This window comes from Pseudomonas sp. S3_A03, assembly GCF_054668275.1.
Window position 1 is genome coordinate 2634225 of sequence record NZ_CP162753.1, and the last position, 24315, is coordinate 2658539.

The 24315-nt window shown below is 58.0% G+C and carries 24 protein-coding genes, 4 tRNA genes, 2 pseudogenes and 1 riboswitch; of the genes and pseudogenes, 11 read left to right on the forward strand and 19 right to left on the reverse strand.

Going from position 1 to position 24315, the window contains the following annotated elements; all coding sequences use genetic code 11:
• Positions 1–8: 8 nt before the first annotated feature.
• From flgD to flgB, 3 genes are read right to left on the reverse strand one after another with little or no spacing between them, the layout of a single operon-like run.
• Positions 9–734: a flagellar hook assembly protein FlgD gene (flgD, locus tag AB4O25_RS11890; RefSeq protein ID WP_017529462.1), complete on the reverse strand. Its 726-nt coding sequence runs from the start codon at positions 732–734 to the stop codon at positions 9–11.
• 16 nt (positions 735–750) lie between these two features.
• Positions 751–1194, reverse strand: coding sequence for a flagellar basal body rod protein FlgC (gene flgC / locus AB4O25_RS11895; RefSeq protein ID WP_003175632.1), 444 nt, complete (start codon positions 1192–1194; stop codon positions 751–753).
• 3 nt (positions 1195–1197) lie between these two features.
• Positions 1198–1605 carry a flagellar basal body rod protein FlgB gene (gene flgB / locus AB4O25_RS11900; protein WP_017529461.1) on the reverse strand — a complete coding sequence of 136 codons (408 nt, stop codon included), beginning with the start codon at positions 1603–1605 and terminating at the stop codon, positions 1198–1200.
• A gap of 319 nt (positions 1606–1924) precedes the next feature.
• On the opposite strand from flgB, the gene AB4O25_RS11905 reads away from it, so the two are divergent.
• Positions 1925–2701 carry a hypothetical protein gene (locus AB4O25_RS11905; RefSeq protein ID WP_065876838.1) on the forward strand — a complete coding sequence of 259 codons (777 nt, stop codon included), beginning with the start codon at positions 1925–1927 and terminating at the stop codon, positions 2699–2701.
• 90 nt (positions 2702–2791) lie between these two features.
• On the opposite strand, the gene cheR is transcribed toward AB4O25_RS11905, so the two are convergent.
• Both cheR and AB4O25_RS11915 read right to left on the reverse strand, forming a co-directional pair.
• Positions 2792–3619: a protein-glutamate O-methyltransferase CheR gene (gene cheR / locus AB4O25_RS11910; RefSeq protein ID WP_017529459.1), complete on the reverse strand. Its 828-nt coding sequence runs from the start codon at positions 3617–3619 to the stop codon at positions 2792–2794.
• A gap of 53 nt (positions 3620–3672) precedes the next feature.
• The gene (locus AB4O25_RS11915; protein ID WP_017529458.1) at positions 3673–4599 is read right to left on the reverse strand and encodes a chemotaxis protein CheV; all 927 of its coding nucleotides are present in this window, start codon (positions 4597–4599) and stop codon (positions 3673–3675) included.
• Between the two features lie 90 nt (positions 4600–4689).
• Here AB4O25_RS11915 and flgA point away from each other — a divergent pair, with 90 nt between their 5' ends.
• From flgA to AB4O25_RS11935, 4 genes are all read left to right on the forward strand, one after another.
• Positions 4690–5454 (forward strand): flagellar basal body P-ring formation chaperone FlgA, encoded by a 765-nt coding sequence (flgA, locus tag AB4O25_RS11920; RefSeq protein WP_026067398.1) that lies wholly within the window; start codon positions 4690–4692, stop codon positions 5452–5454.
• Between the two features lie 141 nt (positions 5455–5595).
• Entirely contained in the window at positions 5596–5910 is a 315-nt protein-coding gene (flgM, locus tag AB4O25_RS11925) for a flagellar biosynthesis anti-sigma factor FlgM (protein WP_017529456.1), read from the forward strand.
• A 48-nt stretch (positions 5911–5958) separates the two neighbouring features.
• On the forward strand, positions 5959–6429 hold the full coding sequence (locus AB4O25_RS11930) for a flagella synthesis protein FlgN (RefSeq protein WP_017529455.1): 471 nt from the start codon (positions 5959–5961) through the stop codon (positions 6427–6429).
• 96 nt (positions 6430–6525) lie between these two features.
• Positions 6526–7275, forward strand: coding sequence for a flagellar brake protein (locus AB4O25_RS11935; protein WP_017529454.1), 750 nt, complete (start codon positions 6526–6528; stop codon positions 7273–7275).
• An 18-nt stretch (positions 7276–7293) separates the two neighbouring features.
• Here the strand turns inward: AB4O25_RS11935 and AB4O25_RS11940 are convergent.
• A pseudogene (locus AB4O25_RS11940) lies at positions 7294–8547 on the reverse strand (IS3 family transposase).
• Between the two features lie 104 nt (positions 8548–8651).
• Positions 8652–10040: an MFS transporter gene (locus AB4O25_RS11945; protein ID WP_460150885.1), complete on the reverse strand. Its 1389-nt coding sequence runs from the start codon at positions 10038–10040 to the stop codon at positions 8652–8654.
• Between the two features lie 270 nt (positions 10041–10310).
• Between AB4O25_RS11945 and AB4O25_RS11950 the strand changes: the two genes are divergently transcribed.
• Together AB4O25_RS11950 and AB4O25_RS11955 are read left to right on the forward strand one after the other, a co-directional pair.
• The gene (locus AB4O25_RS11950; protein ID WP_080598162.1) at positions 10311–10502 is read left to right on the forward strand and encodes a colicin E3/pyocin S6 family cytotoxin; all 192 of its coding nucleotides are present in this window, start codon (positions 10311–10313) and stop codon (positions 10500–10502) included.
• A gap of 15 nt (positions 10503–10517) precedes the next feature.
• Positions 10518–10757, forward strand: a complete 240-nt coding sequence (locus tag AB4O25_RS11955) for a pyocin S6 family toxin immunity protein (RefSeq protein ID WP_116079770.1) — start codon at positions 10518–10520, stop codon at positions 10755–10757.
• 284 nt (positions 10758–11041) lie between these two features.
• Here AB4O25_RS11955 and AB4O25_RS11960 read toward each other — a convergent pair.
• A tRNA-Arg gene (locus tag AB4O25_RS11960) sits at positions 11042–11118 on the reverse strand.
• Between the two features lie 324 nt (positions 11119–11442).
• Here AB4O25_RS11960 and AB4O25_RS11965 point away from each other — a divergent pair.
• From AB4O25_RS11965 to AB4O25_RS11975, 3 genes are all read left to right on the forward strand, one after another.
• Entirely contained in the window at positions 11443–11670 is a 228-nt protein-coding gene (locus AB4O25_RS11965; RefSeq protein ID WP_017529428.1) for a hypothetical protein, read from the forward strand.
• Between the two features lie 11 nt (positions 11671–11681).
• Positions 11682–11849, forward strand: a complete 168-nt coding sequence (locus AB4O25_RS11970; RefSeq protein ID WP_017529427.1) for a PA3371 family protein — start codon at positions 11682–11684, stop codon at positions 11847–11849.
• Between the two features lie 383 nt (positions 11850–12232).
• On the forward strand, positions 12233–12559 hold the full coding sequence (locus AB4O25_RS11975; protein WP_003175643.1) for an Arc family DNA-binding protein: 327 nt from the start codon (positions 12233–12235) through the stop codon (positions 12557–12559).
• A gap of 142 nt (positions 12560–12701) precedes the next feature.
• Here the strand turns inward: AB4O25_RS11975 and mgtE are convergent, their stop codons facing one another.
• The 8 genes and pseudogenes from mgtE to ltaE all read right to left on the reverse strand — a co-directional run bounded on the left by mgtE (position 12702) and on the right by ltaE (position 20451).
• A complete protein-coding gene (gene mgtE, locus AB4O25_RS11980; protein ID WP_017529426.1) occupies positions 12702–14144 on the reverse strand; it encodes a magnesium transporter in 1443 nt (480 codons plus the stop codon).
• Positions 14145–14493: 349 nt separating this feature from the next.
• Positions 14494–14570: transfer RNA gene (locus AB4O25_RS11985), tRNA-Arg, on the reverse strand.
• A 72-nt stretch (positions 14571–14642) separates the two neighbouring features.
• Positions 14643–14719 (reverse strand) — tRNA-Arg (locus tag AB4O25_RS11990).
• 108 nt (positions 14720–14827) lie between these two features.
• Positions 14828–14918, reverse strand: a tRNA-Ser gene (locus AB4O25_RS11995).
• A 62-nt stretch (positions 14919–14980) separates the two neighbouring features.
• On the reverse strand, positions 14981–15169 hold the full coding sequence (gene csrA, locus AB4O25_RS12000) for a carbon storage regulator CsrA (protein WP_003175645.1): 189 nt from the start codon (positions 15167–15169) through the stop codon (positions 14981–14983).
• Between the two features lie 175 nt (positions 15170–15344).
• Positions 15345–16586 carry an aspartate kinase gene (locus tag AB4O25_RS12005; RefSeq protein ID WP_017529425.1) on the reverse strand — a complete coding sequence of 414 codons (1242 nt, stop codon included), beginning with the start codon at positions 16584–16586 and terminating at the stop codon, positions 15345–15347.
• A gap of 94 nt (positions 16587–16680) precedes the next feature.
• The gene (gene alaS / locus AB4O25_RS12010) at positions 16681–19299 is read right to left on the reverse strand and encodes an alanine--tRNA ligase (protein ID WP_017529424.1); all 2619 of its coding nucleotides are present in this window, start codon (positions 19297–19299) and stop codon (positions 16681–16683) included.
• A 146-nt stretch (positions 19300–19445) separates the two neighbouring features.
• Positions 19446–20451 (reverse strand): annotated as a pseudogene (gene ltaE, locus AB4O25_RS12015) (low-specificity L-threonine aldolase).
• Between the two features lie 190 nt (positions 20452–20641).
• A riboswitch (FMN riboswitch) is annotated at positions 20642–20811 on the forward strand.
• Positions 20812–20908: 97 nt separating this feature from the next.
• On the opposite strand from ltaE, the gene AB4O25_RS12020 reads away from it, so the two are divergent.
• Entirely contained in the window at positions 20909–21418 is a 510-nt protein-coding gene (locus AB4O25_RS12020; protein WP_003175649.1) for a 6,7-dimethyl-8-ribityllumazine synthase, read from the forward strand.
• A 71-nt stretch (positions 21419–21489) separates the two neighbouring features.
• On the opposite strand, the gene astE is transcribed toward AB4O25_RS12020, so the two are convergent.
• From astE to astB, 3 genes are read right to left on the reverse strand one after another with little or no spacing between them, the layout of a single operon-like run.
• Positions 21490–22494 carry a succinylglutamate desuccinylase gene (astE, locus tag AB4O25_RS12025; RefSeq protein ID WP_460150886.1) on the reverse strand — a complete coding sequence of 335 codons (1005 nt, stop codon included), beginning with the start codon at positions 22492–22494 and terminating at the stop codon, positions 21490–21492.
• Between the two features lie 11 nt (positions 22495–22505).
• Positions 22506–22793 carry a hypothetical protein gene (locus AB4O25_RS12030; RefSeq protein WP_017529421.1) on the reverse strand — a complete coding sequence of 96 codons (288 nt, stop codon included), beginning with the start codon at positions 22791–22793 and terminating at the stop codon, positions 22506–22508.
• 26 nt (positions 22794–22819) lie between these two features.
• On the reverse strand, positions 22820–24166 hold the full coding sequence (gene astB, locus AB4O25_RS12035) for an N-succinylarginine dihydrolase (RefSeq protein WP_017529420.1): 1347 nt from the start codon (positions 24164–24166) through the stop codon (positions 22820–22822).
• Positions 24167–24315: the final 149 nt, after the last annotated feature.

Here is a 24315-nt window from a genome sequence, read left to right on the forward strand (position 1 = left end):
AGCCGGCTCTATGTACCAATAGTCTGAATTTGCGACAGCTTCACGCTGCCCATGCCACCTGCAAGGTTCAGCAGCATTTCGCCGCCGGTCTTGCTCAACGTCACGCTGGTCACGGTTGCCGGCAGCGATGTTGCCAGGGCCACTGCGTCGCCCTTGTCATTCTTGGTCGTGGCCGCAAAGGTGTAGGTGCCGGCTGGGGCGACCTCGCCGTTGCCGTTCTTGCCATCCCAGATAAAGTCCGACGTACCGGCACTCTGGGCGCCCAAATCGAGGGTGCGCACCAGGTTGCCGTCTTTGTCGGTGATCTTGACGGTGACGTTACCCGTCGCCGCGGTCACGGCCACCGAGCCGGTCATGCTCTTGCTGGTATCCACCAGGGCCTTGTCGGTCTGGGTGATGATCGAACGCCCGACCAGCGAAGAAGCCTGCAGCGCTTGCGAGGAGCTGAAGTTGCTGGAGATGTTATTCACCGAGTCGTTCAGGGTGTTGATGCCTTCGAGGCTGCTGAACTGCGCCAGCTGGGCCACGAATGCACCGTTGTCCTGGGGTGACAGCGGGTTCTGGTTTTTCAGTTGGGTCACCAGCAGTTGCAGGAACGCGTCCTTGCCCAGCGACTGGTTGCCCGTCGCGGTCTTGGAAGCATCACCCAGGCTGCTGTTGTCCGTTGCAGTCTTGACCTTGGAATTGAACAGGTCCTGGACTGCCGTGTTGTTAGACGTATCAACGATGGCCATTATTTGGCGCCCCTTATCACTGACCCAGGGTCAGGACCTTTTGCATCATGGTTTTGGCGGTGTTCATCATTTCCGCGTTGGTCTGGAACGAGCGGCTGGCGGAGATCATGTCGGCCATCTCCTCGACCACGTTGACGTTCGGGTAATACACGTAGCCTTTTTCGTTCGCTGCCGGGTGGTTAGGCTCGTAGCGCGCTTCGAGGTTGCTCTGGTCTTCGACCACACCGAGTACCTGCACGCCTTTGCCGGCGGCGTCCTGTTCCTGGAACAACGAATCGCTGCCACCGTTCTGGCCGGCCTGGAACATGGTGGCGAACACCGGGTGCCGGGCGCGATAGGTTTGGTCAATGCTCGAAGACACAGTCTCGGCGTTGGCGATGTTACTGGCGACGGTGTTGAGGCGCGTGGTCTGGGCGCTCATGCCACTGCCGGCAATATTGAAAACACTGGACAGGGACATGGCTTACTCTCCACGCAGGGCTGACATCAGCCCTTTGAATTTGCTGTTGAGCAGGGTAAAGCTGGCCTGAAAGTTCACCGAGTTCTCGGCATAAGCCGATTGCTCCAGTTGGGCGTCGACGGTGTTCTGGTCGATCGATGGCTGCATCGGCGTGCGATACAGCAACGACTCGTCACCACTGCTCAGGCCTTGCGCTTCGATATGACGGTTGTTGGTCATGTTCAAGGCGAAGGTGCCGTTCTTGGTCTTGTCCTGCTGTGCAGCGAGCACAGCGGAGAAGTCCAGGTCCCGAGCCTTGTAGTTCGGGGTGTCGGCGTTGGCAATGTTGTTGGCCAGGACTTCGGCACGCTGGGCGCGGAAGCCCAGGGCTTGTTCGTGGATACCGAGCGCTTTATCGAAGCTGATGCTCATGGCGGAAACCTTTAGGCTGACCTGCTGTTCGTTAACAGGACTATAGCAAGGTGCATGCCAACCTGAGCAGAGCCCGAATTTCAAGGGCTTGCGGCAATGTTGCCGGCGGTGATGCCAGAAAAGCGGCAAGCGATTTCCGCGTAGCGCCAGTAAAGCGGCAATCGGGCTTGCCGCTTGCGAGTGGAGGGCTATAAACGGTGTGCGCAGGGGGCCGGGGTATTTAACCGTTTGTCCGTACTGTTATTTATGACAATTGCGACACGCGCAGGCTTTGATGCTTTATCAACCGACCCCCTTAAGCACAACGCAGAGGCTCGACATGTTGATAATCCCGGCCCCCAGGTTTGTCGAACAGGATTCGACACAGCCGATCCCGAATCTTGACCCTGCCCGACTGAGCGGCGACGTCGCCATACTGAGGTTGGATTTTCCTATGCAGCCAGCCGATTATTTCTATTTGAGCCTCAACAGCACCGTTCTTGGTGGCACGCACAATCAAAGCTTTAATATTGCCCACAGCACCGCTTCGCTGCGGATTCTGATTCCCACGAACATTGTCATCGCCAGTGCGGGCACCGAAGTCCAGTTGCGGGCCCGCATCCTGCGTGGAGGGCTGTATTCCACTGCAGGGGAGGCGAGAATAAACATCGGTCGCCTGCCCATTGTGGTGCCACCAGACCAGTCATGGGACTTCAGCGACGGCACCTTTCAAGGCTGGGTAGCACAAGGCGTCTATGTGTCGCGGCTAAGCGTGATCGGTAGCCGCGTGGTCGTTAACCAGTTCAACAATCAGGCCACCAGCTCCCACATCATCACCCGTGCAGTTCCGGTAACGGCAGGACGCACCTATAACTGCAGCTTCGAGGTGACGGGAAGTACAGCCGTCAGCGACGGGTCGACCCTGCACATGACGATAAACGGCAGCCGGATCGGGCCTGACGTCACCACTATTACCGATGCCCGACGCCAAATCGGAACAGGAACATTTACCGCCGCCACGACGGGAACCGTGCGACTCGGCATCTTCAACGCAACAGTGCCCAGCGGGCAACATGGCCTGTCCCTGGGGCCCCTCCAAATGAGCACCACGCCCTGAGCGCTGTTGATGAGGACCGGCAGCGATTTTGCGCGAATAAAAACCGGGAGACTTTGCAAAGGTCTCCCGTTTTTGTTTTTAAAGCGCCGGTTATTTGGCCTGGTAAATGATGCCGGGGCTGCACTGCACCATCTGGAAGTGATCCGGCAGGCCGTTCAGCGCTTCGGAAGCACCCAGGAACAGGTAGCCGCCACGCTTGAGCGTGCCATGGATGCGCAACAGGATGTCTTTCTTCACCTCGGCCGAGAAGTAGATCAGCACGTTGCGGCAAAACACCATGTCGAACTTGCCCAGGCTGGCGTAGCTGTCGAGCAGGTTGAACGAGCGAAACTCCACGCGGTTTTTGATCGGCGCCTTGATCGCCCAGCGCCCGGCGCCTTTAGGCTCGAAGTAGCGCTGCAACCGGTCTTGGGACAAACCACGGCCCAGGGCCAGGCTGTCGTACTCACCGGTCTTGCAGTTGGTGAGCATGGTGCCGGACAGATCGGTGGCGACAATTTGCGCACCGGCCTTCAATTGCCCGATGTTGGTCCGCTCGAACTCATCGATGGACATCGAGATGGAATACGGCTCCTGCCCCGAAGAACAGGCCGCCGACCAGATGCGCAGACGCTGGCCCGGGCTGGCCTTGATAGCCTCCGGCAGCACCTTGCTCTTGAGCACCTCAAAGGGGTAGGTGTCACGAAACCACAGGGTTTCGTTGGTGGTCATGGCATCGACCACCATCTCTTTGAGCCCACTGCGCGGCTGGCCCTGGATCCGTTGAACCAACTCACCCAGGGACTTGATACCCTGCTGCTCCATTAGTTTGTTAAGACGACTGGATACCAGGTATTGCTTGTTTTCACCGAGCAATATCCCACAGGCTTTTTCCAGGAAGACCCGGAACTGCTCAAAATCCAAATTACCTGTAGACACTGATACCGCCTCTAAAATCGTATGACCGCCAGGGAAAAAGCCCCTGGCTATTATTATTCTGCTGCCTTGATCCGGTCGACCACCCGGGATGCCAGGTCATCAGGACGGAATTTGGCCAGGAAGTCATCGGCACCGACTTTCTTGACCATCGCCTGATTGAATACACCCGACAACGAAGTATGCAGGACGATATGCAATTTTTGCATGCGTGGATCGCTGCGTATTTCGGCCGTGAGAGTGTAGCCATCCATTTCCGGCATCTCGATGTCGGAAATCATCATCAAGAATTCTTCTTCCGGCTTCTTACCCTCATCCACCAGTTTGCGCAGATAGTCCAGCGCCTGGCGGCCGTCGTTGAGCGCCACCACGTCCACGCCGACGGTTTGCAGGCAACGGGTCACCTGCTTACGCGCCACCGAGGAGTCGTCCACTGTGAGCACCCGCAGCGAGACCGCCTTGTGCGCCGTCTCCGCGTCAACCACACCGACCGAAATCGATTCCGAGGTCGGCGCCACTTCGGCGAGGATCTTCTCTACGTCGATGATTTCCACCAACTGGTTATCGACCCGCGTCACCGCCGTGAGGTAGTGATCGCGGCCGGTGCCCTTGGGTGGCGGATGGATCTCTTCCCAGTTCATGTTGACGATGCGCTCCACCGAGCGCACCAGGAAACCCTGGGTCTTGGTGTTGTATTCGGTAATGATCACGAATGGGCTTTCGCGGTCCTGCAAGCCTGCCGAACCTGTGGCCAGGGCTAGGTCGAGAATCGGAATGGTCGCACCACGAATATTGGCCACGCCACACACCACCGGGCTGGATTTGGGCATGATCGTCAGCTTGGGGCACTGCAGCACTTCCCGTACCTTGAACACATTGATGCCATAGAGTTGCTTGCCATCGAGGCGAAAAAGCAACAACTCCAGGCGATTCTGCCCTACCAGCTGTGTGCGCTGGTTTACTGAATCCATTACACCTGCCATGCCTTTACTCCTACGCTAAAACCTTGGGCTGTACCTACACGGCAGCGCGCACCCAACACTAAACGGCACGAGCCTTGCTATTTATTGGCCATGGACATTAAAACGACAGTTTCCCGACGCCTTCGACTCCCACGTTACCGCAGATTGCTCTGCGCCTCGGTGGCGTTGCTTGCTTTGAGCCTGAACACCACGGCCCGCGCAGAGAACGTCACCTTGCCTGATCTCCTTATCGGCGTCACTCAGGGCTTTCTTGAGTTCACTGTAGAAGATTATCTGGCAACCACACAGACACCGGGGCGTTATGAAATCCAAGTCAACCAATTGGACCCCCGCCTGCGCATGCCGATGTGCGACAAGGAATTGACAGCGACCCTTGAAAGCCCGGCCCAGCCCATCGGCCGCGTGACGGTACGGGTGCGCTGCGACGGAGCCTCGCCTTGGACGGTGTTTGTGCCGGCGCAGGTAAAGTTGTTTCGCGATGTTGTGGTAGTGGCCCGACCACTGAAACGCACCGGCATCATCGGTTTTGAGGACGTTGTATTACGCGAACGCGACATCAGCCTGATCAGCCAGGGCTACCTGACGTCCCTGGATCAGGCCGTCGGCCAACGATTGACCCGACCAGTGGTCACCGATCAGGTGATCACGCTGGTCCACCTGGAACAGGCCGAAGTGATTCGCAAGGGCGACCAAGTGGTAATTTCCGCCAGCAGCGGTACGCTGAATGTAAAAATGCCCGGTGAAGCGTTGTCCAACGGCGGCATGAGTGAACAAATTCGAGTCAAGAATCTCAATTCCAATCGCGTGATCAAAGCGCGGGTCACAGCCCCCGGACAGGTAGAGGTCGCTTTATAGATTACTGGTACAGGACGCTGGGTTTTCCTACACTGTGCACGCGGTTTACCGTGCGGAGATTTATTGTCATTCGCGCCTAAAGTTTGTCCGGGTATGGCCGAAAACATGGCAAGCGTCCAAATACCCAGAGGTTTTTTTATCATGGTCATCGATTTCAGCCGTTTGAATAACACCCCGTCGACGTCAGGCGCTACGCGTACCAGCGCTGCCAAAGAAAGCGTCGAAGCCAAGGCCCAGCCGCTGACAGAACAGGCCAGCGTCAGCCAAAGCGGGGAATCCGTACACCTGAGCAATGAGGCTCAACAGTTGCAGAAGGTCACTGACTCGCTGCGCGATCAACCAGTGGTCAATAAAGCCCGCGTGGCCGAGTTGAAACAGGCAATCGCCGATGGCAGCTATAAAGTCGACAGCAACCGTGTAGCCAGCAAGCTGCTTAATTTCGAAGCCGAGCGCTAGGCAAAGGCCTGCGCAGGGCTTTTGGACGCTTAAACCCCAAGGCCAGCCATGCATCACGACGAAAATTTGCTGCAACTGATCATTGATGATCTAGCGCCGACGCAACAATTGCTCGAGCTGCTCAAAGAAGAATCCCTGGCCCTCTATGGCCGGGATATGCCGCTGCTGGAAGAAATTCTGGCGCGCAAGCAATCGCTGATTGTGCTGCTGGAGCAACACGGCAAAAAACGCAGCCAGATCCTCAGTAGTCTCGGCCTGCCGGCAGACCATGACGGCCTGGCGCAGTTGGCCAGCCACTCCTCGGTTGGCGACCAATTGCTGTCCCAGAGCAAAGAACTCAATCAGTTGCTCGCCCAGTGCCAGGAAGCCAACCGGCTCAACGGTCAGTCGATCCAGCTTCAGCAAGCCACGACCGCCAACCAGTTACGCATACTTCACGGCGGAGAGCCGCCGGCGCTGTATAACGCCCAGGGTTCCACCTCGCGTCTGGTCAAACCAAGCACCCGCAGCCAAGCCTGACATCGGTTTACCGTGCGCCCTATCCAAGGCGCGCCACATGCTGGCAAAATGCCGGTTCTTGCGTGTAGTCGTATTTTGTCTGGAGATGGAAGAACCGTGTTCAACGCCCTTAATGCGGAAGATGCCCCGCAGCCACCCAAGGTGCTCACCACGCCTCTGGAAATCGCCGGCACCTTGCGGATGCTGCAAGACAGCCATGACCCGCTGATCATCACCTTCCACGAACGCAGCCAGCGCTTCCAAAGCTATCTGGTGGACGTCAACCGTGACAGCAACACGCTGGCACTGGACGAAATGATTCCACGCGACGGCGAACGCTACCTTGAGAGCGGCGAGCCCTTCCGCATCGAAGGCTTCCACGATGGCGTTCGCGTTGCCTGGGAAAGCAAGGGCACCCTGGCTATCAGCGCGAAAGACGGCCACCGCATTTACACCGGCAGCCTGCCGGACGAGGTGGTCTACCATCAGCGTCGAAATGCGTTCCGTGCCGCGTTGAAGCTGGCGCAATTGGTCAACATCGAACTGGGTGGCGAAAAACTCAAGGCGCCGGTCAACGGTAAATTGCTGGATATTTCCGCCACCGGCTGCAAGCTGCGTTTTGAAGGCAATATCTCCGAGCGCCTGCAATTGGGCCAGGTCTACGACCGATTTATTGCCGCCCTGCCCTTTGGCAGCATGACCACCTCGGTCGAATTGCGTTACCTGCACTTCGAAGAAAAGATCAATACCACCTTTGCCGGCGTACGCTTCCACAACATGAGTGGGCTGGTACAGCGCCAGGTCGAGCGCTTTGTGTACCAGTTGCAGCGTGAAGCGCGACGGTTCGATAAAGACGACGATTTTTAATACATACAGGTCGTCTGTCTAGTCCTGAAATAGGTTTACACCTGTTTCACCCTAACGCCCGATGCATCGCATCGGGCGTTTTGTATTTCAAAGACAGGTGTGGACGCTCACGGTTGTAGATCGATACCGACTCGCTGACCATCTTCTTCGCCTGCGTTAAATCCTGTGGCCGCTGGAGCAAAAGCTCTGTCTTCAATATCCCGTTGACCCGCTCTGCCAAGGCGTTTTGGTAGCAGTCATAGCCATCCGTCATCGAACACCTGATGCCGTGCTTCGCATGCAACTCCTGATACATTCCCGAGCAATATTGGCTGCCTCTATCTGAGTGATGCACCAGCGGCTGCTCCGTTCGACGATATTTCACCGCTCGGCGCAGCGCCTGCGCGACCGACTCGGTGTGCAGGCTTTCATGGACGTGATAGCCCACGATCTTTCGTGAAAAAGCATCCGTCACAAGGCTCAAATAGGCCACACCTTCCTGAGTGGGCAGATAGGTGATGTCAGCCACCCAGACTTGTTCCGGGCCGCTGGGAATAACTTGATCAGGGCCGGGTTTGAGCAGGTTTGGATGACGCCGAAAGCGGTGATGGCTGTCGGTTGTCTTGTGATACGCCCGCTTGCGGGCTACCAATAAACGCCGTTCACGCAGAATCGAAAACAGGCGATCTCGACCCACTTGCAGCTCAAGCTGAGGTTGGCACTGCAGCAAGTAATGCAGCTTTCGGGTGCCCAAACGTGGCTGCCGCTGACGTTTTTGCTGAACGAAATCGGCAACTTTCTGATCCAGAGCGAGACGTGCCGCATCGGCGCGATTGCGTTTGTAGTAAGCCTGGCGGCTTATCCCCATGAACTGGCAAGCCCTGCTGATGCTCAGGTTTTGGATTCGTTTTTGGGCGAGGACTTGCCGGGACGCTTTTTTACGACAGAGAGACCGTAGTCATTTTTCAAGACATCCACGACTGCCTCAAAAAACTGCGCTTTCTGATTGGACAGCGCCAACTGCTCTTCAAGCTCTTTGATGCGTTGCTCTGGCGTTAATGGTCGGTTTTTGTCGGGCATAGACCCCATCCTCGGCGAGCCAATGTATGTGCCCGGGCTCCAATCCTGCCGACCGTGCTTGCGTAACCAGGTCAGAACGGTCGTTTTGCCTTGAATCCCGTAGCGCTCCTGAGCCTCTTTATAACTCAGCTCGCCTTTTTCGACCTGATCGACGACCGATAATTTGAAGGTCAACGTGTAGTCTCGCTGACTGCGCCTTTTTACTGATTCCATTACGTCCTCCTGAAAAGCAGATCAGAAGGTGTAAACCTTATTCAGGACGGGACAGTCACAAAAAAACGGGCAGATCCTTTGGGGATCTGCCCGTTTTTTTTCGTTCAGGGGCGTGCCCTGCTGAGGTCATGGGGATGCTCGTCCGGGTCCGGATGCTCGGATGGCGCTTCGCAGCCTGGCTCCTCTATCGGCGGCTGCTCTGGCTCGGTTTCAGGCTCAGGCTCAGGCGCAGTGGTCTGCATCTGCTCCTGGACCACGGCCTCATCCACCCGCGGGTCAAGTGCAGCCACCAGCGGTGAGCTGGACATACTGTCGGGCATCGCCACGTGATGCAGGGGGGCGTCCTCCACCTGGTGCAGGTTGGTGACGGCTTTTGGCCGGATGCGCCACACCAGAATCAACGCACACAGGCTGAAAAACGCGTAAAGCATCTGGCTACCGAACATCTTCATCACCACACCCGCCAGCAAAGGCCCGATACTGGCGCCGATACCATATGTCACCAGCAACATGGCTGTCAGCGACACGCGGCGATCACCTTCGACATGGTCATTGGAAAACGCCACGGCCAGCGGGTATAAACAGAACTGCACCAGCGAGCAGAGGAAGCCTGCGACGAACAAAACCTCCAGCGGCACCTGGGTCATGATTGCGAGCGGCAATGCCGCCACCGCCAGGCACAGGGCAAAACAACGAATCAACAGCGCGCGATCATAGCGGTCAGACAACCATCCCAGCGGCCACTGCACCAGCAGTCCGGCAAAAATGCAGCTACCCATGAACAAACCCACTTGCTCGGTGGTGAGCCCCTGCTGGGACGCATACAGCGGTGCCAGGCCATAGAAAGAGCCGACAATCAACCCCGCCCCCAATACCGTGCTCAGCGACTGCGGCACGCGCTTGATAAAGAAACGCGGCTCCATCGGTGCGGGGTGCAGGGGCGCGGGGTGGATGCGTCGGGTCATGGCCACCGGCACAAGGCACAGGGCAAAGCACAGCGCGACCAGCATCAACAACTCCAGGCCGAGTTGGGGATGCATGACCAGAATCAACTGCCCCAACACCAAGCCAAGGTAGGAAGCGATCATATAGCCGCTGAACACCACGCCACGCTGCTTGGCATCCGCCTGCTCGTTGAGCCAGCTTTCGATCACCATGTACTGGCACATCATGCCCAGGCCAACGATCACCCGCAGCACGATCCAGGCCGGCAACCAGTCGACCAAACCATGCCCCAGCACCGCCGCACCGACGATACCGGCACAGGTCGCATACGCGCGAATATGCCCGACCCGGGCGATCAGGCGATGCCCGATCTTGCCGCCCAGCACCAGGCCGAAATAGTTGGCCGCCATCAGCGCACCCACCCACAAGCTGTCGACATGGTCAGCCGCCAGGCGCAAGGCCAGGTAAGTACTGAGCAGGCCGGAGCCGATCAGCATCATCAAGGAAGCGAAATAAAGGGCTCGAAAAGATTTCCAGATCTGGCGCATCGGCGTTCCGAGCGGCTCCTTGCAGTTAGAAACAGGGCTATCGGCATGATAGTCCCGGGTGGCAGGTTCCGGACAGGCGGCAGAGGCTGTTTCCGGGGATTATTTTGCTTAACCGCTCAGACGCTGCCGGGTGGCGTGCAAGGTACATCGTTACGATAAAAGACACGACGCACCTGCTGTGAACCTCGATCGGCGGCAAGGTTCGATTGGTAGGTGAAAAGACCGAATGCCAATAAAAAATGTAGCCCAGATGCAATACGCGCAAAACAGATGTCGAGTGTCCAGGGCGCAGGCAAAAAACGAAGTCGTTGGAAAGATCGCAAAGGCAGAATTTATGAATGGGATTATGAGAACGGCAGAGTCGAGCTATACGACAAACAAGGCAAGCACCTGGGGGAGTTCAACCCAGGAACAGGAGAGCGAACAAAGGACGCTGAACCAGGACGTACCACATCAAAGTGATATTGGAGGGCCAAGATGTTTTTAGAAATTACGGGGTTTCTCGCTGACGCCAACGAAGATGACTCAATTAAATTTGAGCTCGATATAAGCCCTGAGTTTCAGCAAGCGGTTATGGAGGTGCTGGGCTGGAAAAGTTTGGCGGCGGAGGCCGACGGAGAGCTTCCACTAACAGAAAACCAAGTGCAGCAAATTGCCTTAGCAATCAATGAACAATTGCCGATGAGCTTGGACCTCTTCATCGGGGTAAGAGCATAGCAACGACGATCATGACCGCCCGCCTGACATCGCCTGAATACCACCGATTGGAAGTGAGTATTCAGGTAATGGGGCTCGAAATCCAAACCGTAACCAAGCGGTGGGGGAAATCTCTCACTCCGTAGCACAACGGATAAGCATTCTTCGTCACCATCCGGCGAAAAAAGTCTCACCAGGTCAAACCTTAGCGGGGATTTTTTCTGCCTGAATTGTTACTGCTGCACCCACGCTGTCCACATGAGAGCCAAGAGAAGAAAAAAAAGCGCTACAAGCCTTGAATAATATGGTGTCCCAGGGCCGGTTCGAACGGCCAACCTTCCCCTTAGGAGGGGGATGCTCTATCCAATTGAGCTACTGGGACAAATGACAGCCATCGGGCTCAGGGGCACTGCGACGGACGGCGTGCATGTTAACGGTCGAGTTAGGTTTTGTCATGTCGTCCGTGGGCTTTTTGAGCGTAGGCCGATACTTGCGAATGCGATCGTCGCTCAACCCTGTAAACACCGGCACATGACGCCATCGTGCAGAATGCACTGCGACAAAATGCCAGCATTGCAAATTGCAACCCGAAAGCCACTCAAGATAGACTCAACCCTTTGATTTTATTGAAATAATAGATTGGCACGCGACCTGCAATGTTTCATGTGAACCCCCTCAGCCACGGCGTTAAACGGAGAACATGACCATGAACAGTGCCCTTCTGTTAGCCCTCAATACCGTCGCCCTGGCTGCGCTGGTGATGTTTCATTTCCAATCGACCGGCAGCAACGACCCCGCGCAGATCAGCCAGGCCGTGCCACACCATCTGCAACAACGCCCGCAACTGGCGGTGATGACCCCGACCGCGCAAGCGCCACTGCGCTTGGCTCAAGGTAGTCAGGCTTCGCCAGCCTCTGAACATTGGGTTTTCTGAGAAAAGCACTCATGAGCAAATCTGCCTGGCTGTTTCTGTGCCTGTTCATTGCCACCGCCGGGTTCGGCTTGGGAACCGGCCACACCACCGCACAGATTGCCAGCGGCGTATTCGCCTGCCTTCTGCTGCTGACGCTTATCGTAGGCCGACGCATCAAGTTCGACCCGATTTTGCGCTAGCCCGTTCCCCGCCCTACCTTATGTCGCCTCAACCTAGTAAATCAGCAAATTGCCACTAGTCTTAAACAACAGGGCAAAAGGCCAGTTTGCGATAGGATGTTCGGCCTCAAACCCTTATGCAGCTTGGTTCTGCGCGGAAATCGCCCTGGGCATCCCGCGCGAAAGATTTTTCCAACCAGTCCGCAAAAATGCAAATGAGTGCTGGCATAAAGCCTTTAGGCAGTTCAATATTTGTCACAGAATTGACGCCAAGGAACTGGCAAATCTGAGGCATGATGCGGCCTCTTTGCAATTCGGGTTGAACTTTGGTCGTGAGTCTTGTCTTAACACTCATCTTGCGGCCAATTCCAAAAACCGCTCCCCTGAACTAACCGGTTAAATATATGCGCCCATTGAAACAGGCAATCTATTCAAGCCGTACGGCTGACAAGTTCGTCGTACGTCTGCCAGACGGAATGCGGGAACGCATTGCCGAGGTGGCTCGCAATCATCATCGCAGCATGAACTCTGAAATCATCGCGCGCCTGGAACAAAGCCTTATTCAGGAAGGTGCGCTGGGCGACGAGTTGAGCATGCGCCTGGACAGCCCAGAGCTGTCACTGCACGAACGCGAACTGCTGCAGCGTTTTCGTCAGCTCTCCCATCGCCAGCAAAATGCCCTGGTCTCGCTTATCGCGCACGACGTAGAGGCAGCCGCAGAAGCCAATTGATCTGCAACTGATAGCCGAAGCCAGCCATGTGCTGGCTTTTTTTTGCGCGTCTTTCAAGGGCGCCCGGACTGGGCAAGGGTTGGGGCCGGCCTGCTGCGGCAAGGGAAGCTTGCTCACCAACGCAAGCCGCCCCCACAAGGGATCAAAGCAGGAAGATTGTCGCCAGCCCCAGGAAGATGAAGAAACCGCCACTGTCGGTCATGGCAGTGATCATGACACTGGCCCCCATGGCAGGGTCGCGACCGAGACGTGCCAGCGTCATGGGGATCAGCACCCCCATCAACGCAGCCAGCAGCAGGTTGAGGGTCATGGCGGCGGTCATGACCACCCCCAGGGACCAACTGCCATACAGCAAGTAGGCGACAACCCCGATCACGCCTCCCCACACCAGACCGTTGACCAGCCCCACCGCCAGCTCCTTGCGCAACAGGCGCGAAGAGTTAGCCGTACTCACCTGGTCCAGCGCCATTGCCCGCACGATCATGGTAATGGTCTGGTTACCGGAGTTGCCGCCGATACCCGCCACAATCGGCATCAATGCCGCCAAGGCCACCAGTTTTTCGATGGAGCCTTCGAACAAGCCGATCACCCGAGAAGCGATAAACGCGGTAATCAGGTTAACGGCCAGCCAGGCCCAGCGGTTATGCAGCGAACGCCAGACTGACGCAAAAATATCTTCCTCTTCACGCAAACCCGCCATGTTGAGGACTTCGGTTTCACTTTCTTCACGAATCAGGTCGACCATTTCATCGATGGTCAGACGGCCGATCAACTTGCCGTTTTTGTCGACCACCGGCGCCGAAATCAAGTCGTAACGCTCAAACGCCTGCGCCGCATCGTAGGCATCTTCATCCGGATGAAAGCTCACGGTATCGCTGGCCATTAAATCAGCCACTTTCTTCTCAGGGTCGTTGACCAGCAGGCGCTTGATCGGCAGCACCCCCTTGAGAATGCCTTCGTAGTCGACCACGAACAACTTGTCGGTATGGCCCGGCAGCTCTTTGAGCCGGCGCAGGTAACGCAGTACCACTTCCAGGCTGACGTCTTCGCGAATGGTGACCATCTCGAAGTCCATCAGGGCGCCGACCTGGTCCTCGTCATAGGACAACGCGGAGCGCACACGCTCACGCTGCTGGCCGTCGAGAGCCTCCATCAGCTCGTGGACAACATCTCGAGGCAGCTCAGGCGCCAGGTCAGCCAGCTCGTCGGCGTCCATCTCCTTGGCCGCGGCCAGGAGTTCGTGATCGTCCATGTCGGCGATCAGGGTTTCACGGACCGAGTCGGATACTTCGAGGAGGATGTCGCCGTCGCGGTCAGCCTTGACCAACTGCCAGAGGGTCAGTCGATCATCGAGCGGCAAAGCTTCGAGAATGTAGGCGACGTCGGCGGAGTGCAGGTCGTCGAGCTTGCGCTGCAACTCGACGAGATTTTGCCGATGGACCAGGTTTTCAACGCGGTCGTGATGCGGACCTTCCTGGCGGTGCGTGAGGTCTTCGACCACACGCTGGCGCTGCAGCAGCTCGATGACTTGAGCCAGGCGATCCTGCAGGCTTTCTTGTGTTTTCTTTACTTCTACTTCGGTCATAGGCGAACTCCACTCCCAGCAGCGGGGCACGCCGGAAGGATCAATCAGTCAATTCATGATTGGTAAAACGGGGTACTGAGTAACTACTGGGTAAGTCCATGGAGGTATTCCACAAGCCCCGGCGGGGCTGACGGGCGCAATGATACACCGCTCGGCTGGTTTTAACGTCAAAAAACTGGAAAGAACAAGCGCTTGCGAGCCAAAGTTGAGTATTGGCTGCATCTAGGATCTGCGACGACGCAGCGCGAAAGGAAAACACATGAAGGCGAGAGAAAAACAGCGCTTGGGATAAATCTTACTCAAACCCCAGACGGCAAAAAGCCCGCACTAGGCGGGCTTTTTGTTTGTATGGTGCACTCGACAGGATTCGAACCTGTGACCGCTCGGTTCGTAGCCGAGTACTCTATCCAGCTGAGCTACGAGTGCAGATTGTGTTTTTAGACCAGATCACAACTGGCTGAAGCCAAGCTACCTGCATTGCTGCAACTAACTCTTAAATGGTGCACTCGACAGGATTCGAACCTGTGACCGCTCGGTTCGTAGCCGAGTACTCTATCCAGCTGAGCTACGAGTGCATTTGTTGCCGCGCATTATAGGCCGTTCAATCTCTATGTAAAGCTATTTTTTCGTTTAACTTCAACAACTTAACGAAAAAACCAGACCGCAACGTACTAAGCAAATAATGGCGGAGAACGGGGGATTCGAACCCCCGACACCCTTTTGAGGTGTACTCCCTTAGCAGGGGAGCGCCTTCGGCCACTCGGCCAGCTCTCCGCAACACGGGGCGTATATTAACCACGTTCATCCCCGTTTGCAAACATAAAAAACGATAAAAATTAAAGGCTTGGTTCTTCGTCCTTCTCTTTCTTGATCCGCAGGTAGATTTCCTCGCGGTGGACCGCTACCTCTTTCGGAGCGTTAACCCCGATACGTACTTGATTGCCTTTGACGCCGAGCACGGTCACGGTGATTTCGCCATCACCGATAATCAGGCTTTCTGCGCACCGACGAGTCAGAATCAGCATACCTTTCTCCTCACGCATTTCAGTTCAGGAACAACAGTCTGCAAAAAAAAGGCGTTCGACCTACGACCTGATGGACGCAGCCCTAACGGCCTAAGTATTGTCGAGCGCAGGCAAAAGACCATGCGCCCTACAAAAAAAGGAAAGGCGCGGTAGTCCGCGCCTTCCTGGCAACACATCACTCGCCCTGTCGGGCCGGAGCGTCCAGCTCAAAAGCGGTATGCAGTGCGCGTACAGCCAGCTCCAGGTACTTCTCTTCGATCACCACCGAGACCTTGATTTCCGAGGTGGAGATCATCTGGATGTTGATGCTTTCCTTGGCCAGTGCGCCAAACATGCGGCTGGCAACGCCGGCGTGGGAACGCATGCCTACACCCACGATCGAGACCTTGGCGATCTTGGTATCGCCCACCACTTCGCGGGCGCCAATTTCGCGCGCAGTGTTCTCCAGGATTTTCAGCGCCGCATCGTACTCATTGCGGTGCACAGTGAAGGTGAAATCGGTGGTGTTATCGTGCGAGACGTTCTGCACGATCATGTCGACTTCAACATTCGCATCGCTGATAGGGCCCAGAATCTTGAAAGCCACGCCCGGGGTGTCTGGCACGCCACGGATAGTCAGCTTGGCTTCATCACGGTTGAAAGCGATACCGGAAATGATCGGCTGTTCCATGGATTCCTCTTCATCAATAGTAATGAGGGTGCCCGGACCCTCTTTGAAGCTGTGCAATACGCGCAGCGGAACGTTGTACTTACCGGCGAACTCCACCGCGCGGATCTGCAACACCTTGGAACCGAGGCTGGCCATTTCCAGCATCTCTTCAAAGGTGATCTTGTCCAGGCGCTGGGCCACCGACACCACGCGCGGGTCGGTGGTGTAGACGCCGTCCACATCGGTGTAGATCTGGCATTCATCAGCCTTGAGGGCTGCAGCCAGGGCCACACCGGTGGTGTCCGAACCACCGCGCCCGAGGGTGGTGATGTTGCCGTGCTCGTCCACACCCTGGAAACCCGCTACAACTACCACGCGGCCTGCTTTCAGATCAGTACGAATTTTCTGATCATCAATTTGCAGGATGCGCGCCTTGGTGTGCGCACTGTCGGTAAGGATGCGCACCTGGCTGCCCGTGTAGGACACCGCCGGTACGCCACGCTTGTTCAGCGCCATGGCCAACAAGGCGATGGTCACCTGCTCACCGGTGGACACGATCACATCCAGCTCACGCGGCAGCGGTTGCTGGTCGCCGCTAATGGCCTTGGCCAGATCGATCAGGCGATTGGTCTCGCCGCTCATGGCCGACAGCACCACCACCAGGTCGTCGCCGGCATCGCGGAACTTCTTAACCTTGTCGGCCACCTGCTCGATTCTTTCAACAGAGCCGACCGAGGTGCCTCCAAATTTCTGTACGATCAAAGCCATTTCCAAGCCGCCTCAGCCCGTAAAGGGGCGCCTAATATCCAATCAACCCACACCGCATGGCCCGCGAGTGAACCACGGGCCAGTCAGCTGTGCCTTAAATACCCGCTTCGACAAACGGCACGGTCAAGGCCAGGGCCGCGTCCAGGGCACCGGCGTCTACACCACCGCCTTGCGCCATGTCCGGACGCCCACCGCCCTTGCCGCCCACTGCCGCAGCGGCTTGCTTCATCAAATCACCAGCCTTGAGTTGGCCAGTCAGGTCCTTGGTTACACCGGCAACCAGAACGACCTTATCCTCATGGACACTGCCGAGCAGGATCACTGCGCGGCCGAGCTTGTTCTTCAACTGATCGACCAGGGCCAACAACGCCTTGCCGTCCTGACCGTCCAGGCGTGCGGCCAGGACCTTCACGTCCTTGACGTCCACCGCAGAAGCCGACAGATCGTCGCCCGCTGCGCTGGCTGCCTTGGCTTGCAACTGCTCCAGCTGTTTTTCCAGCGCACGGTTGCGCTCCAGCACGGCGGACAGTTTGTCGATCAGATTGTCGCGGCTGCCCTTGACCAGGCTGGCCGCCTCCTTGAGTTGTTCTTCACCCGCATTCAAATAGGCCAGGGCCGCAGCGCCGGTGACCGCTTCGATACGACGCACACCAGAGGCCACGCCACCTTCGCTGATGATTTTCAGCAAGGCGATGTCGCCGGTCCGGTTGGCGTGGATACCGCCGCACAGTTCTACCGAGAAATCGCCGCCCATGCTCAATACACGCACGCTGTCGCCGTACTTCTCGCCGAACAGCGCCATGGCGCCCTTGGCCTTGGCGGTCTCGATATCGGTCTCTTCGGTTTCTACGGCGGTGTTCTTGCGAATCTCGGCGTTGACGATGTCTTCCAGGGCCTTGATCTGCTCAGGCTTGATCGCTTCAAAGTGGCTGAAGTCGAAGCGCAGGCGCTGGCTGTCGACCAACGAACCTTTCTGCTGAACGTGATCGCCCAGCACCTGGCGCAGCGCGGCGTGCAGCAAGTGCGTGGCCGAGTGGTTCAGCGCGGTGGCGTGGCGTACATCGGCATCTACCTGGGTGTCGACCGGCGCACCGATGGTCAGGTTGCCCAGCACCAGCACGCCGTGATGCAGGAACGCACCGCCGGTCTTGGTGGTGTCGCGCACTTCAAAGCGCCCGGAAGTCGAACTCAGGAAACCACAGTCGCCGACCTGGCCACCGGATTCGGCGTAGAACGGCGTCTGGTCCAGGACCACCACCGCCGCGTCGCCTTCGTTCAGCACGTCGACCGATTTGCCGTCTTTGTAAATGGCAACGATCTTGGCCGAGCCAACGGTTGCGTTGTAGCCGGTGAACTCGGTCGGTACGTCAACCTTGACCAGGGTGTTGTAGTCCAGGCCAAAGGAGCTGGCGGAACGCGCACGCACGCGCTGGGCCTCCATCTCACGCTCAAAACCGGCTTCATCGACGGTCAGCTCACGCTCACGGGCGATGTCGGCGGTCAGGTCCATCGGGAAACCATAGGTGTCGTAGAGCTTGAACACCACGTCGCCCGGCACCACGGTGCCTTTGAGCTCAGCCAGGTCCTGCTCCAGAATCTTCAGGCCGTGTTCCAGGGTCTTGGAGAATTGCTCCTCCTCGGCCTTAAGCACACGCTCGATGTTGCTTTGCTGCTGCTTGAGTTCCGGGAACGCTTCGCCCATCTCGGCAACCAGCGCGGCCACGATTTTGTAGAAGAAGCTGCCGGTGGCGCCCAGCTTGTTACCGTGACGGCAAGCGCGACGGATGATACGGCGCAACACGTAGCCACGGCCTTCGTTGGACGGCAGCACACCGTCGGCGATCAGGAAACCGCAGGAACGGATGTGGTCCGACACCACCTTGAGCGAAGACTGGCTTTCATTGGCGCAACCAATGGCCGCCGCCGACGCGCTCAGCAGGTTGGTGAATAGGTCGATTTCATAGTTGGAATGAACGTGCTGCATCACCGCACTGATCCGCTCCAGGCCCATGCCGGTGTCCACCGACGGCGCCGGCAGCGGATGCAACACGCCATCGGCGGTGCGGTTGAACTGCATGAACACGTTGTTCCAGATCTCGATATAGCGGTCGCCGTCTTCTTCCGGCGAGCCTGGCGGGCCGCCCCAGATATCGGCGCCGTGATCGTAGAAAATCTCGGTGCAGGGGCCGCACGGGCCGGTATCGCCCATGGTCCAGAAGTTATCGGAGGCATACGGCGCGCCTTTGTTGTCGCCGATGCGGATCATGCGCTCGACGGGCACGCCGATGTGCTGGGTCCAGATGTCATACGCTTCGTCGTCCGTGGCGTACACGGTGACCCAGAGTTTTTCCTGGGGCAGCTTCAACACGCCGGTCAGGAAGGTCCAGGCGAAGGTAATCGCGTCTTTCTTGAAATAGTCACCGAAGCTGAAGTTACCCAGCATTTCGAAGAATGTGTGGTGGCGAGCGGTGTAACCGACGTTCTCCAGGTCACTGTTCTTACCGCCGGCGCGTACGCACTTCTGGCTGCTGGTGGCGCGGGTGTAGGCGCGTTTTTCCTGGCCCAGGAAGCAGTCCTTGAACTGGTTCATCCCCGCGTTAGTGAACAGCAGGGTCGGGTCATTGCCTGGGATCAAGGAGCTGGAGGAGACACGGGTGTGACCTTGCTCTTCGAAGAAGCGAAGGAAGGCTTCACGGATTTCTGCGCTTTTCATTAGGTTCTTCCACGGAGGCTGCGGCCAAAGGCCAGTGCGCAACATCATCAGACGGAGCGACGGCAAAAGGCCGCATTATATCGGCCCTTTGCCGGTGGTACAGCGTGTTTATGCGATAGAGAAGCTCAATTAGACGGTCAACACGCTCATTTGCGCGAAAAATCGACGAATGCCTTGAGCACCTGCTCAATCTGAGCCCGGCTCACATCCAAATGGGTGACCATACGCAGGCGCGGCGCGGCGCTCAACTTGATCCCGCGTTCGGCGGCAAAGGCTTGGAGCGCCGGGGCCAGGTCACCGACGCGCAGATAGACCATGTTGGTCTGCACCGGCTCCACCTCATACCCCGCTTTGCGCAATTGGTCCCCCAGCCACTGGGCGTTGGCGTGGTCGTCAGCCAGGCGCTGCACCTGATGATCCAGCGCATACAACCCGGCTGCCGCCAGAGAACCGGCCTGTCGCATGCCGCCGCCGACCATCTTGCGCAAACGGCGGGCCTTGGCGATCAGCGCGGTGGAGCCGCATAGCACCGAGCCAATCGGCGCACCGAGGCCTTTGGACAGGCACACCGACACCGAATCGAAATGCCGGGCGATCTCCCGCGCGTCTACCCCCAACTTGACTGCTGCGTTATAGAGGCGCGCCCCGTCCAGATGCAGAGCCAGGCCATGCTCACGGGTAAAGGCCCGCGCCTGGGCCAGGTAATCCAAGGGCAACACCTTGCCCTGCATGGTGTTTTCCAGTGCCAGCAGGCGGGTGCGGGCGAAGTGGAAATCGTCCGGTTTGATCGCTTCCAGCACGTGCTTCAAATCCAGGGAGCCGTCTGCCTGCACTTCCAGCGGTTGCGGCTGGATCGAGGCCCAGTACCGCCGCGCCACCGCCTTCGTATTTGTAAGTGTGGGCCTGCTGGCCAACGATATATTCCTCGCCGCGCTCACAGTGAGCCATCAACGCCAGCAGGTTGCTCATGGTGCCGGTGGGCACGAACAACGCGGCCGCAAACCCCAGGCGCTTGGCCAGTTCGGCTTCCAGACGATTGACGCTGGGGTCCTCACCGTAGACGTCATCGCCGCTGACGGCACTGGCCATCGCATCGAGCATGCCGGGGGTGGGCTGGGTCACAGTATCGCTACGCAGGTCAATCACAGTCATGAAGCAGGCCTCGGGCAAGTTGGATAAGTCCTTTTGTGAGTGATTACTGCGGGCAAAGCCGAGGAATATCAAGCCCCGTCTGCACTCAATCGAATACCAACCAAACAAACCGATATAGCTTATCGATACGGCGCTCGTGCAGTTTTTGAAAAACCATGTTAAAAACTCTCCGCCGCCAGGGTTCTGGCGGTAACGTTCTCAGGGCGGGGTGTAATTCCCCACCGGCGGTAATTACACGCAATGTGTATAGCCCGCGAGCGCTTGGCGCCTCGAACTGCTCACGCGGGACGGCGACAAGGTCAGCAGACCCGGTGTGATCCCGGGGCCGACGGTCATAGTCCGGATGAAGAGAGAACGGGATTGGCACCTAAGGGCCGCGCGCCTGTTCGCGCATGCGTACCCTTAAATCCCATTCGATTCATAACGCCCTGTTTTTTTCTTAAACAGGAGTCAGAACATGCAACCCACCGCTATCGACAGCAAAAGCAAAAACCATCATGGCGAGCGCGTCGCGTTTATCCAGGCCTGCTGGCACAAGGATATTGTCGACCAATCCCGTAAAGGCTTCCTCGCCGAAATGCTCGTTCAGGGCTACCAGGAATCGGACATCGATTTCTTCGAAGTCGGCGGCGCCTTTGAAATGCCCCTGCACGCCAAACTGCTGGCCAAGACCGGCCGTTATGCCGGTATCGTCGCCGCCGCACTGGTGGTGGACGGTGGTATCTACCGTCACGAATTCGTCGCCCAGTCGGTGGTCAGTGGCCTGATGCAAGTGCAACTGGAAACAGAAGTACCGGTGTTCTCGGTCTCCCTGACCCCACACCATTTCCATGCGGGCAGCGAACACCATGCATTCTTCCACGATCACTTCGTGCACAAGGGCCAGGAAGCGGCACGCACCTGCGCCGACACGCTGCACAAAGTCCGTGCGATCCGTCGCAGCGAACCGCGTGCGGTAGCGGTCTAAGCCACACCGCCAAACAAAATGTGGGAGGGGGCTTGCTCCTCCCACATTTGGAACTACACGAGCCTTGAGATCTACGCCAGACCGGCCTCTGTAGTCGGCACAATCAGAATCCCCGCCCGCAAGCCGTTCTTGACCTTCGGGTTGGGGAAGATGATGCGTGCGCCCTCCTCCTCGATCACCCAGCGGGTCTTCGCCACGTCTTCGGCCAGCAAATAGCCCTTTTCCAATTCCGAAAAGTTTTCCACGTCTGCCGGTAGGTGCAGCAGGAAGGCGTCGCTGTGCTTGATCACCTCCCGCGCAACGGCAAACAGCTTCAGACCGTCGAGGCTGTCAGCCTCAGGCTCGGTGCCTTCGATGATCTGCTTCAGGCGCAGCTCCAGGCGCGACACATCCACCCCCTGGTTCTGCCCGAACGGCCGGGCCTTGCCCAGTTCCAGGGTGAAGGCCTCGGCGTCCAACTGCTCGTAGGTAAAGGCCGAGAAGGTGATCGAGGCCTTGTTCTGCATCAGCACCGCTTCCATGCCGGCGGCGCGCAGGCGCGAAAGCTCACGACGCGAGTGCTGGCGCCCTTCCTTCCAGGGGTACAGGGCGAACTGCTCGATCTTCGAGCCGCGGATGGCCGTGTGCAGGTCGTAATGCAGGCGCGAACGGCCAGGCTGGCTGAAAAAGCTGCGGGCCAGTTGCTCCAGTTCGGCGGCGCGCATGGCTTCGGGGCCGATGTTGCTTTCATGACGGCCGTTGAACAGCCGGTTGATGTCCAGTTCGAGATAACGCTCGCCGCGGCGCATGGCCTCGGGGTTGCCGAACAGGAACAGAATACGGGTGCGGGGCTTGATCTCCCCACGGGCGATGCCATGCAACAGGCGGTCGAGCAGTTCGATCGGCGCGGTTTCGTTGCCATGGATGCCGGACGACAGCAGCAGGTCGCCGCCGTTGTCCCGAGCCTGCGGCGGGCGCACTTCAAGCGCACCCTCGCTGAGCCAGCGCATCTGCACGCCGTCGACAGTCAGTTGAATTTCTTGCGCCGGTTCGCGACCGGCGAGGGTCAGTTCAAGCAGTTTGCCGAGGGCGAGCATACGCAGCTTCCTTAGTGGTTGCAGCCTGGGCCGTGGACGTGATCGTCGTCATCACCTTCGACGTCGGCCGGTTCCATTTCCAGTTGCAGGCTCATCAGGTTGGTGGCCAGTGGGCGCATCAGCAGGTTGGCGTACTCGGCATCGCCTTCTTCCACATCCACGCCGATCAGCAGTTGGCCGCGGCCGTCGTGCTGGATCCAGATCTCCTTGCCCTGCCAGACCACGGCGACGCGGGTGCAGGAGGTTTCCAACTGGGTGCCGTCGGTGTCTTCAAGGATAAGTTGCAGGGTGTCGGTCATAAATAAAAGCTCTCAGCCGTGCGGCATTAATTGATCTGGAAAGGATAAACCGAGCCCAGTTTAAGGATTTGCGTCAATTCATCCAGTGCCGTCCGGCACTCAAGCAGCAATTGCGGGTCAGCCAGGTCGGTTTCACGCAGGCTGTCGCGGTAGTGCTTGTGGACCCACTGGGTCAGCGTGTCGTACAACGGCGCGGTCATGATAACCCCTGGGTTCACGGCCGCCAGTTCAGTTTCGTTCAGCGCCACGCGCAAGCGCAGGCACGCCGGGCCACCGCCGTTCTGCATGCTTTGCTTGAGGTCGAACACCTTCACTTCGCGGATCAGCCCACCGGAGGCGGTGAGGCCTTGCAGGTAGTGCCACACACGTTCGTTGGCACGGCATTCCTCCGGCACGATCAACAGCATCGAGCCGTCCGGGCGGGTCAGCAATTGGCTGTTGAACAGGTAGGAACGCACCGCGTCCTCGACACTGACCTGCGCACGTGGCACGCACACCGACTGGAAGTTGCCGCCCAGCTTGCCCAACTTGCCTTGCAGCTCGGCGAGCATCGGTTCGGTATTGAGGAACGCATCCTCGTGATAGAACAGCACTTCGCCATTGCCCACCGCGATCACGTCGTTATGGAACACGCCGGCATCGATCACCGCCGGGTTCTGCTGGGCATAGACCACGCCTTCGTCCTTCAGGCCGTGCAGGCGTGCAACGGCCTGGGACGCTTCGAGGGTCTGGCGCGCCGGGTATTTCTGCGGCGCGGGGTAACGCGGGTCGAATGCACTGCGCCCGAACACAAAAAACTCCACGCCCGCCTCGCCGTATTCACGGCAGAAACGCGTGTGGTTGGCCGCGCCTTCGTCGCCGAACTGCGCCACAGCCGGCAACGCGGCGTGGTGGGCGAAGTGCTTGCCATCGGCAAACATCGCCCCCAGCACGCGGCTGGTGGTCGGATGCTCGATGCTGCGGTGGTATTTGCAGTTGAGGTTGGCGGCGGTGAAGTGCACGCGGCCGTCAGACGTGTCGGCGCTCGGGCTGACGGTGGCGGCGTTGGCCACCCACATGCTTGATGCCGAGCAACTGGCCACCAGCAACGGCATGGCTTGCCTGGCCGCCTGCTCGATCACCTGGGCATCAGTGCCACCGAAACCGAGGCTGCGCAAAGCGGCTACGTCCGGGCGTTCCTGCGGTGCAAGCACGCCTTGCACAAACCCCATGTCCATCAGGGCTTTCATTTTTTGCAGGCCCTGCAACGCGGCTTCCTTGGGGTTGGAATGCTGCTGGCTGTTGCTCTGGGACGCGACGTTGCCGAAGGACAAACCGCCATAGTTATGGGTCGGCCCCACTAGACCGTCAAAATTGACTTCATAGGATTTCATCGGCGAGGCTCCACGAACATCTGTTTTTATAAGGCAGCAAAAGTCTTTAAAACACCATAAATCCAGTGTGGGAGGGGGCTTGCTCCCGATAGCAGTCTGTCAGTTATGAATCAGGTGACTGACACACCGCTATCGGGAGCAAGCCCCCT

Excerpts from the sequence above, each read along its gene's own strand:
- flgM (WP_017529456.1), top strand. The coding sequence starts at position 5,596 with ATGGTCATCGATTTCAGCCGTTTGAATAACACCCCGTCGACGTCAGGC.
- csrA (WP_003175645.1), bottom strand. The coding sequence starts at position 15,169 with ATGCTGATTCTGACTCGTCGGTGCGCAGAAAGCCTGATTATCGGTGAT.
- AB4O25_RS11950 (WP_080598162.1), top strand. The coding sequence starts at position 10,311 with ATGTCGAGTGTCCAGGGCGCAGGCAAAAAACGAAGTCGTTGGAAAGAT.
- flgD (WP_017529462.1), bottom strand. The coding sequence starts at position 734 with ATGGCCATCGTTGATACGTCTAACAACACGGCAGTCCAGGACCTGTTC.
- AB4O25_RS11975 (WP_003175643.1), top strand. The coding sequence starts at position 12,233 with ATGCGCCCATTGAAACAGGCAATCTATTCAAGCCGTACGGCTGACAAG.
- AB4O25_RS11955 (WP_116079770.1), top strand. The coding sequence starts at position 10,518 with ATGTTTTTAGAAATTACGGGGTTTCTCGCTGACGCCAACGAAGATGAC.
- mgtE (WP_017529426.1), bottom strand. The coding sequence starts at position 14,144 with ATGACCGAAGTAGAAGTAAAGAAAACACAAGAAAGCCTGCAGGATCGC.
- AB4O25_RS12005 (WP_017529425.1), bottom strand. The coding sequence starts at position 16,586 with ATGGCTTTGATCGTACAGAAATTTGGAGGCACCTCGGTCGGCTCTGTT.
- flgA (WP_026067398.1), top strand. The coding sequence starts at position 4,690 with ATGGACATTAAAACGACAGTTTCCCGACGCCTTCGACTCCCACGTTAC.
- flgC (WP_003175632.1), bottom strand. The coding sequence starts at position 1,194 with ATGTCCCTGTCCAGTGTTTTCAATATTGCCGGCAGTGGCATGAGCGCC.
- flgB (WP_017529461.1), bottom strand. The coding sequence starts at position 1,605 with ATGAGCATCAGCTTCGATAAAGCGCTCGGTATCCACGAACAAGCCCTG.
- AB4O25_RS11915 (WP_017529458.1), bottom strand. The coding sequence starts at position 4,599 with ATGGCAGGTGTAATGGATTCAGTAAACCAGCGCACACAGCTGGTAGGG.
- AB4O25_RS11970 (WP_017529427.1), top strand. The coding sequence starts at position 11,682 with ATGAGCAAATCTGCCTGGCTGTTTCTGTGCCTGTTCATTGCCACCGCC.
- AB4O25_RS12020 (WP_003175649.1), top strand. The coding sequence starts at position 20,909 with ATGCAACCCACCGCTATCGACAGCAAAAGCAAAAACCATCATGGCGAG.
- AB4O25_RS11945 (WP_460150885.1), bottom strand. The coding sequence starts at position 10,040 with ATGCGCCAGATCTGGAAATCTTTTCGAGCCCTTTATTTCGCTTCCTTG.
- astB (WP_017529420.1), bottom strand. The coding sequence starts at position 24,166 with ATGAAATCCTATGAAGTCAATTTTGACGGTCTAGTGGGGCCGACCCAT.
- AB4O25_RS11905 (WP_065876838.1), top strand. The coding sequence starts at position 1,925 with ATGTTGATAATCCCGGCCCCCAGGTTTGTCGAACAGGATTCGACACAG.
- AB4O25_RS12030 (WP_017529421.1), bottom strand. The coding sequence starts at position 22,793 with ATGACCGACACCCTGCAACTTATCCTTGAAGACACCGACGGCACCCAG.
- AB4O25_RS11965 (WP_017529428.1), top strand. The coding sequence starts at position 11,443 with ATGAACAGTGCCCTTCTGTTAGCCCTCAATACCGTCGCCCTGGCTGCG.
- astE (WP_460150886.1), bottom strand. The coding sequence starts at position 22,494 with ATGCTCGCCCTCGGCAAACTGCTTGAACTGACCCTCGCCGGTCGCGAA.
- AB4O25_RS11930 (WP_017529455.1), top strand. The coding sequence starts at position 5,959 with ATGCATCACGACGAAAATTTGCTGCAACTGATCATTGATGATCTAGCG.
- alaS (WP_017529424.1), bottom strand. The coding sequence starts at position 19,299 with ATGAAAAGCGCAGAAATCCGTGAAGCCTTCCTTCGCTTCTTCGAAGAG.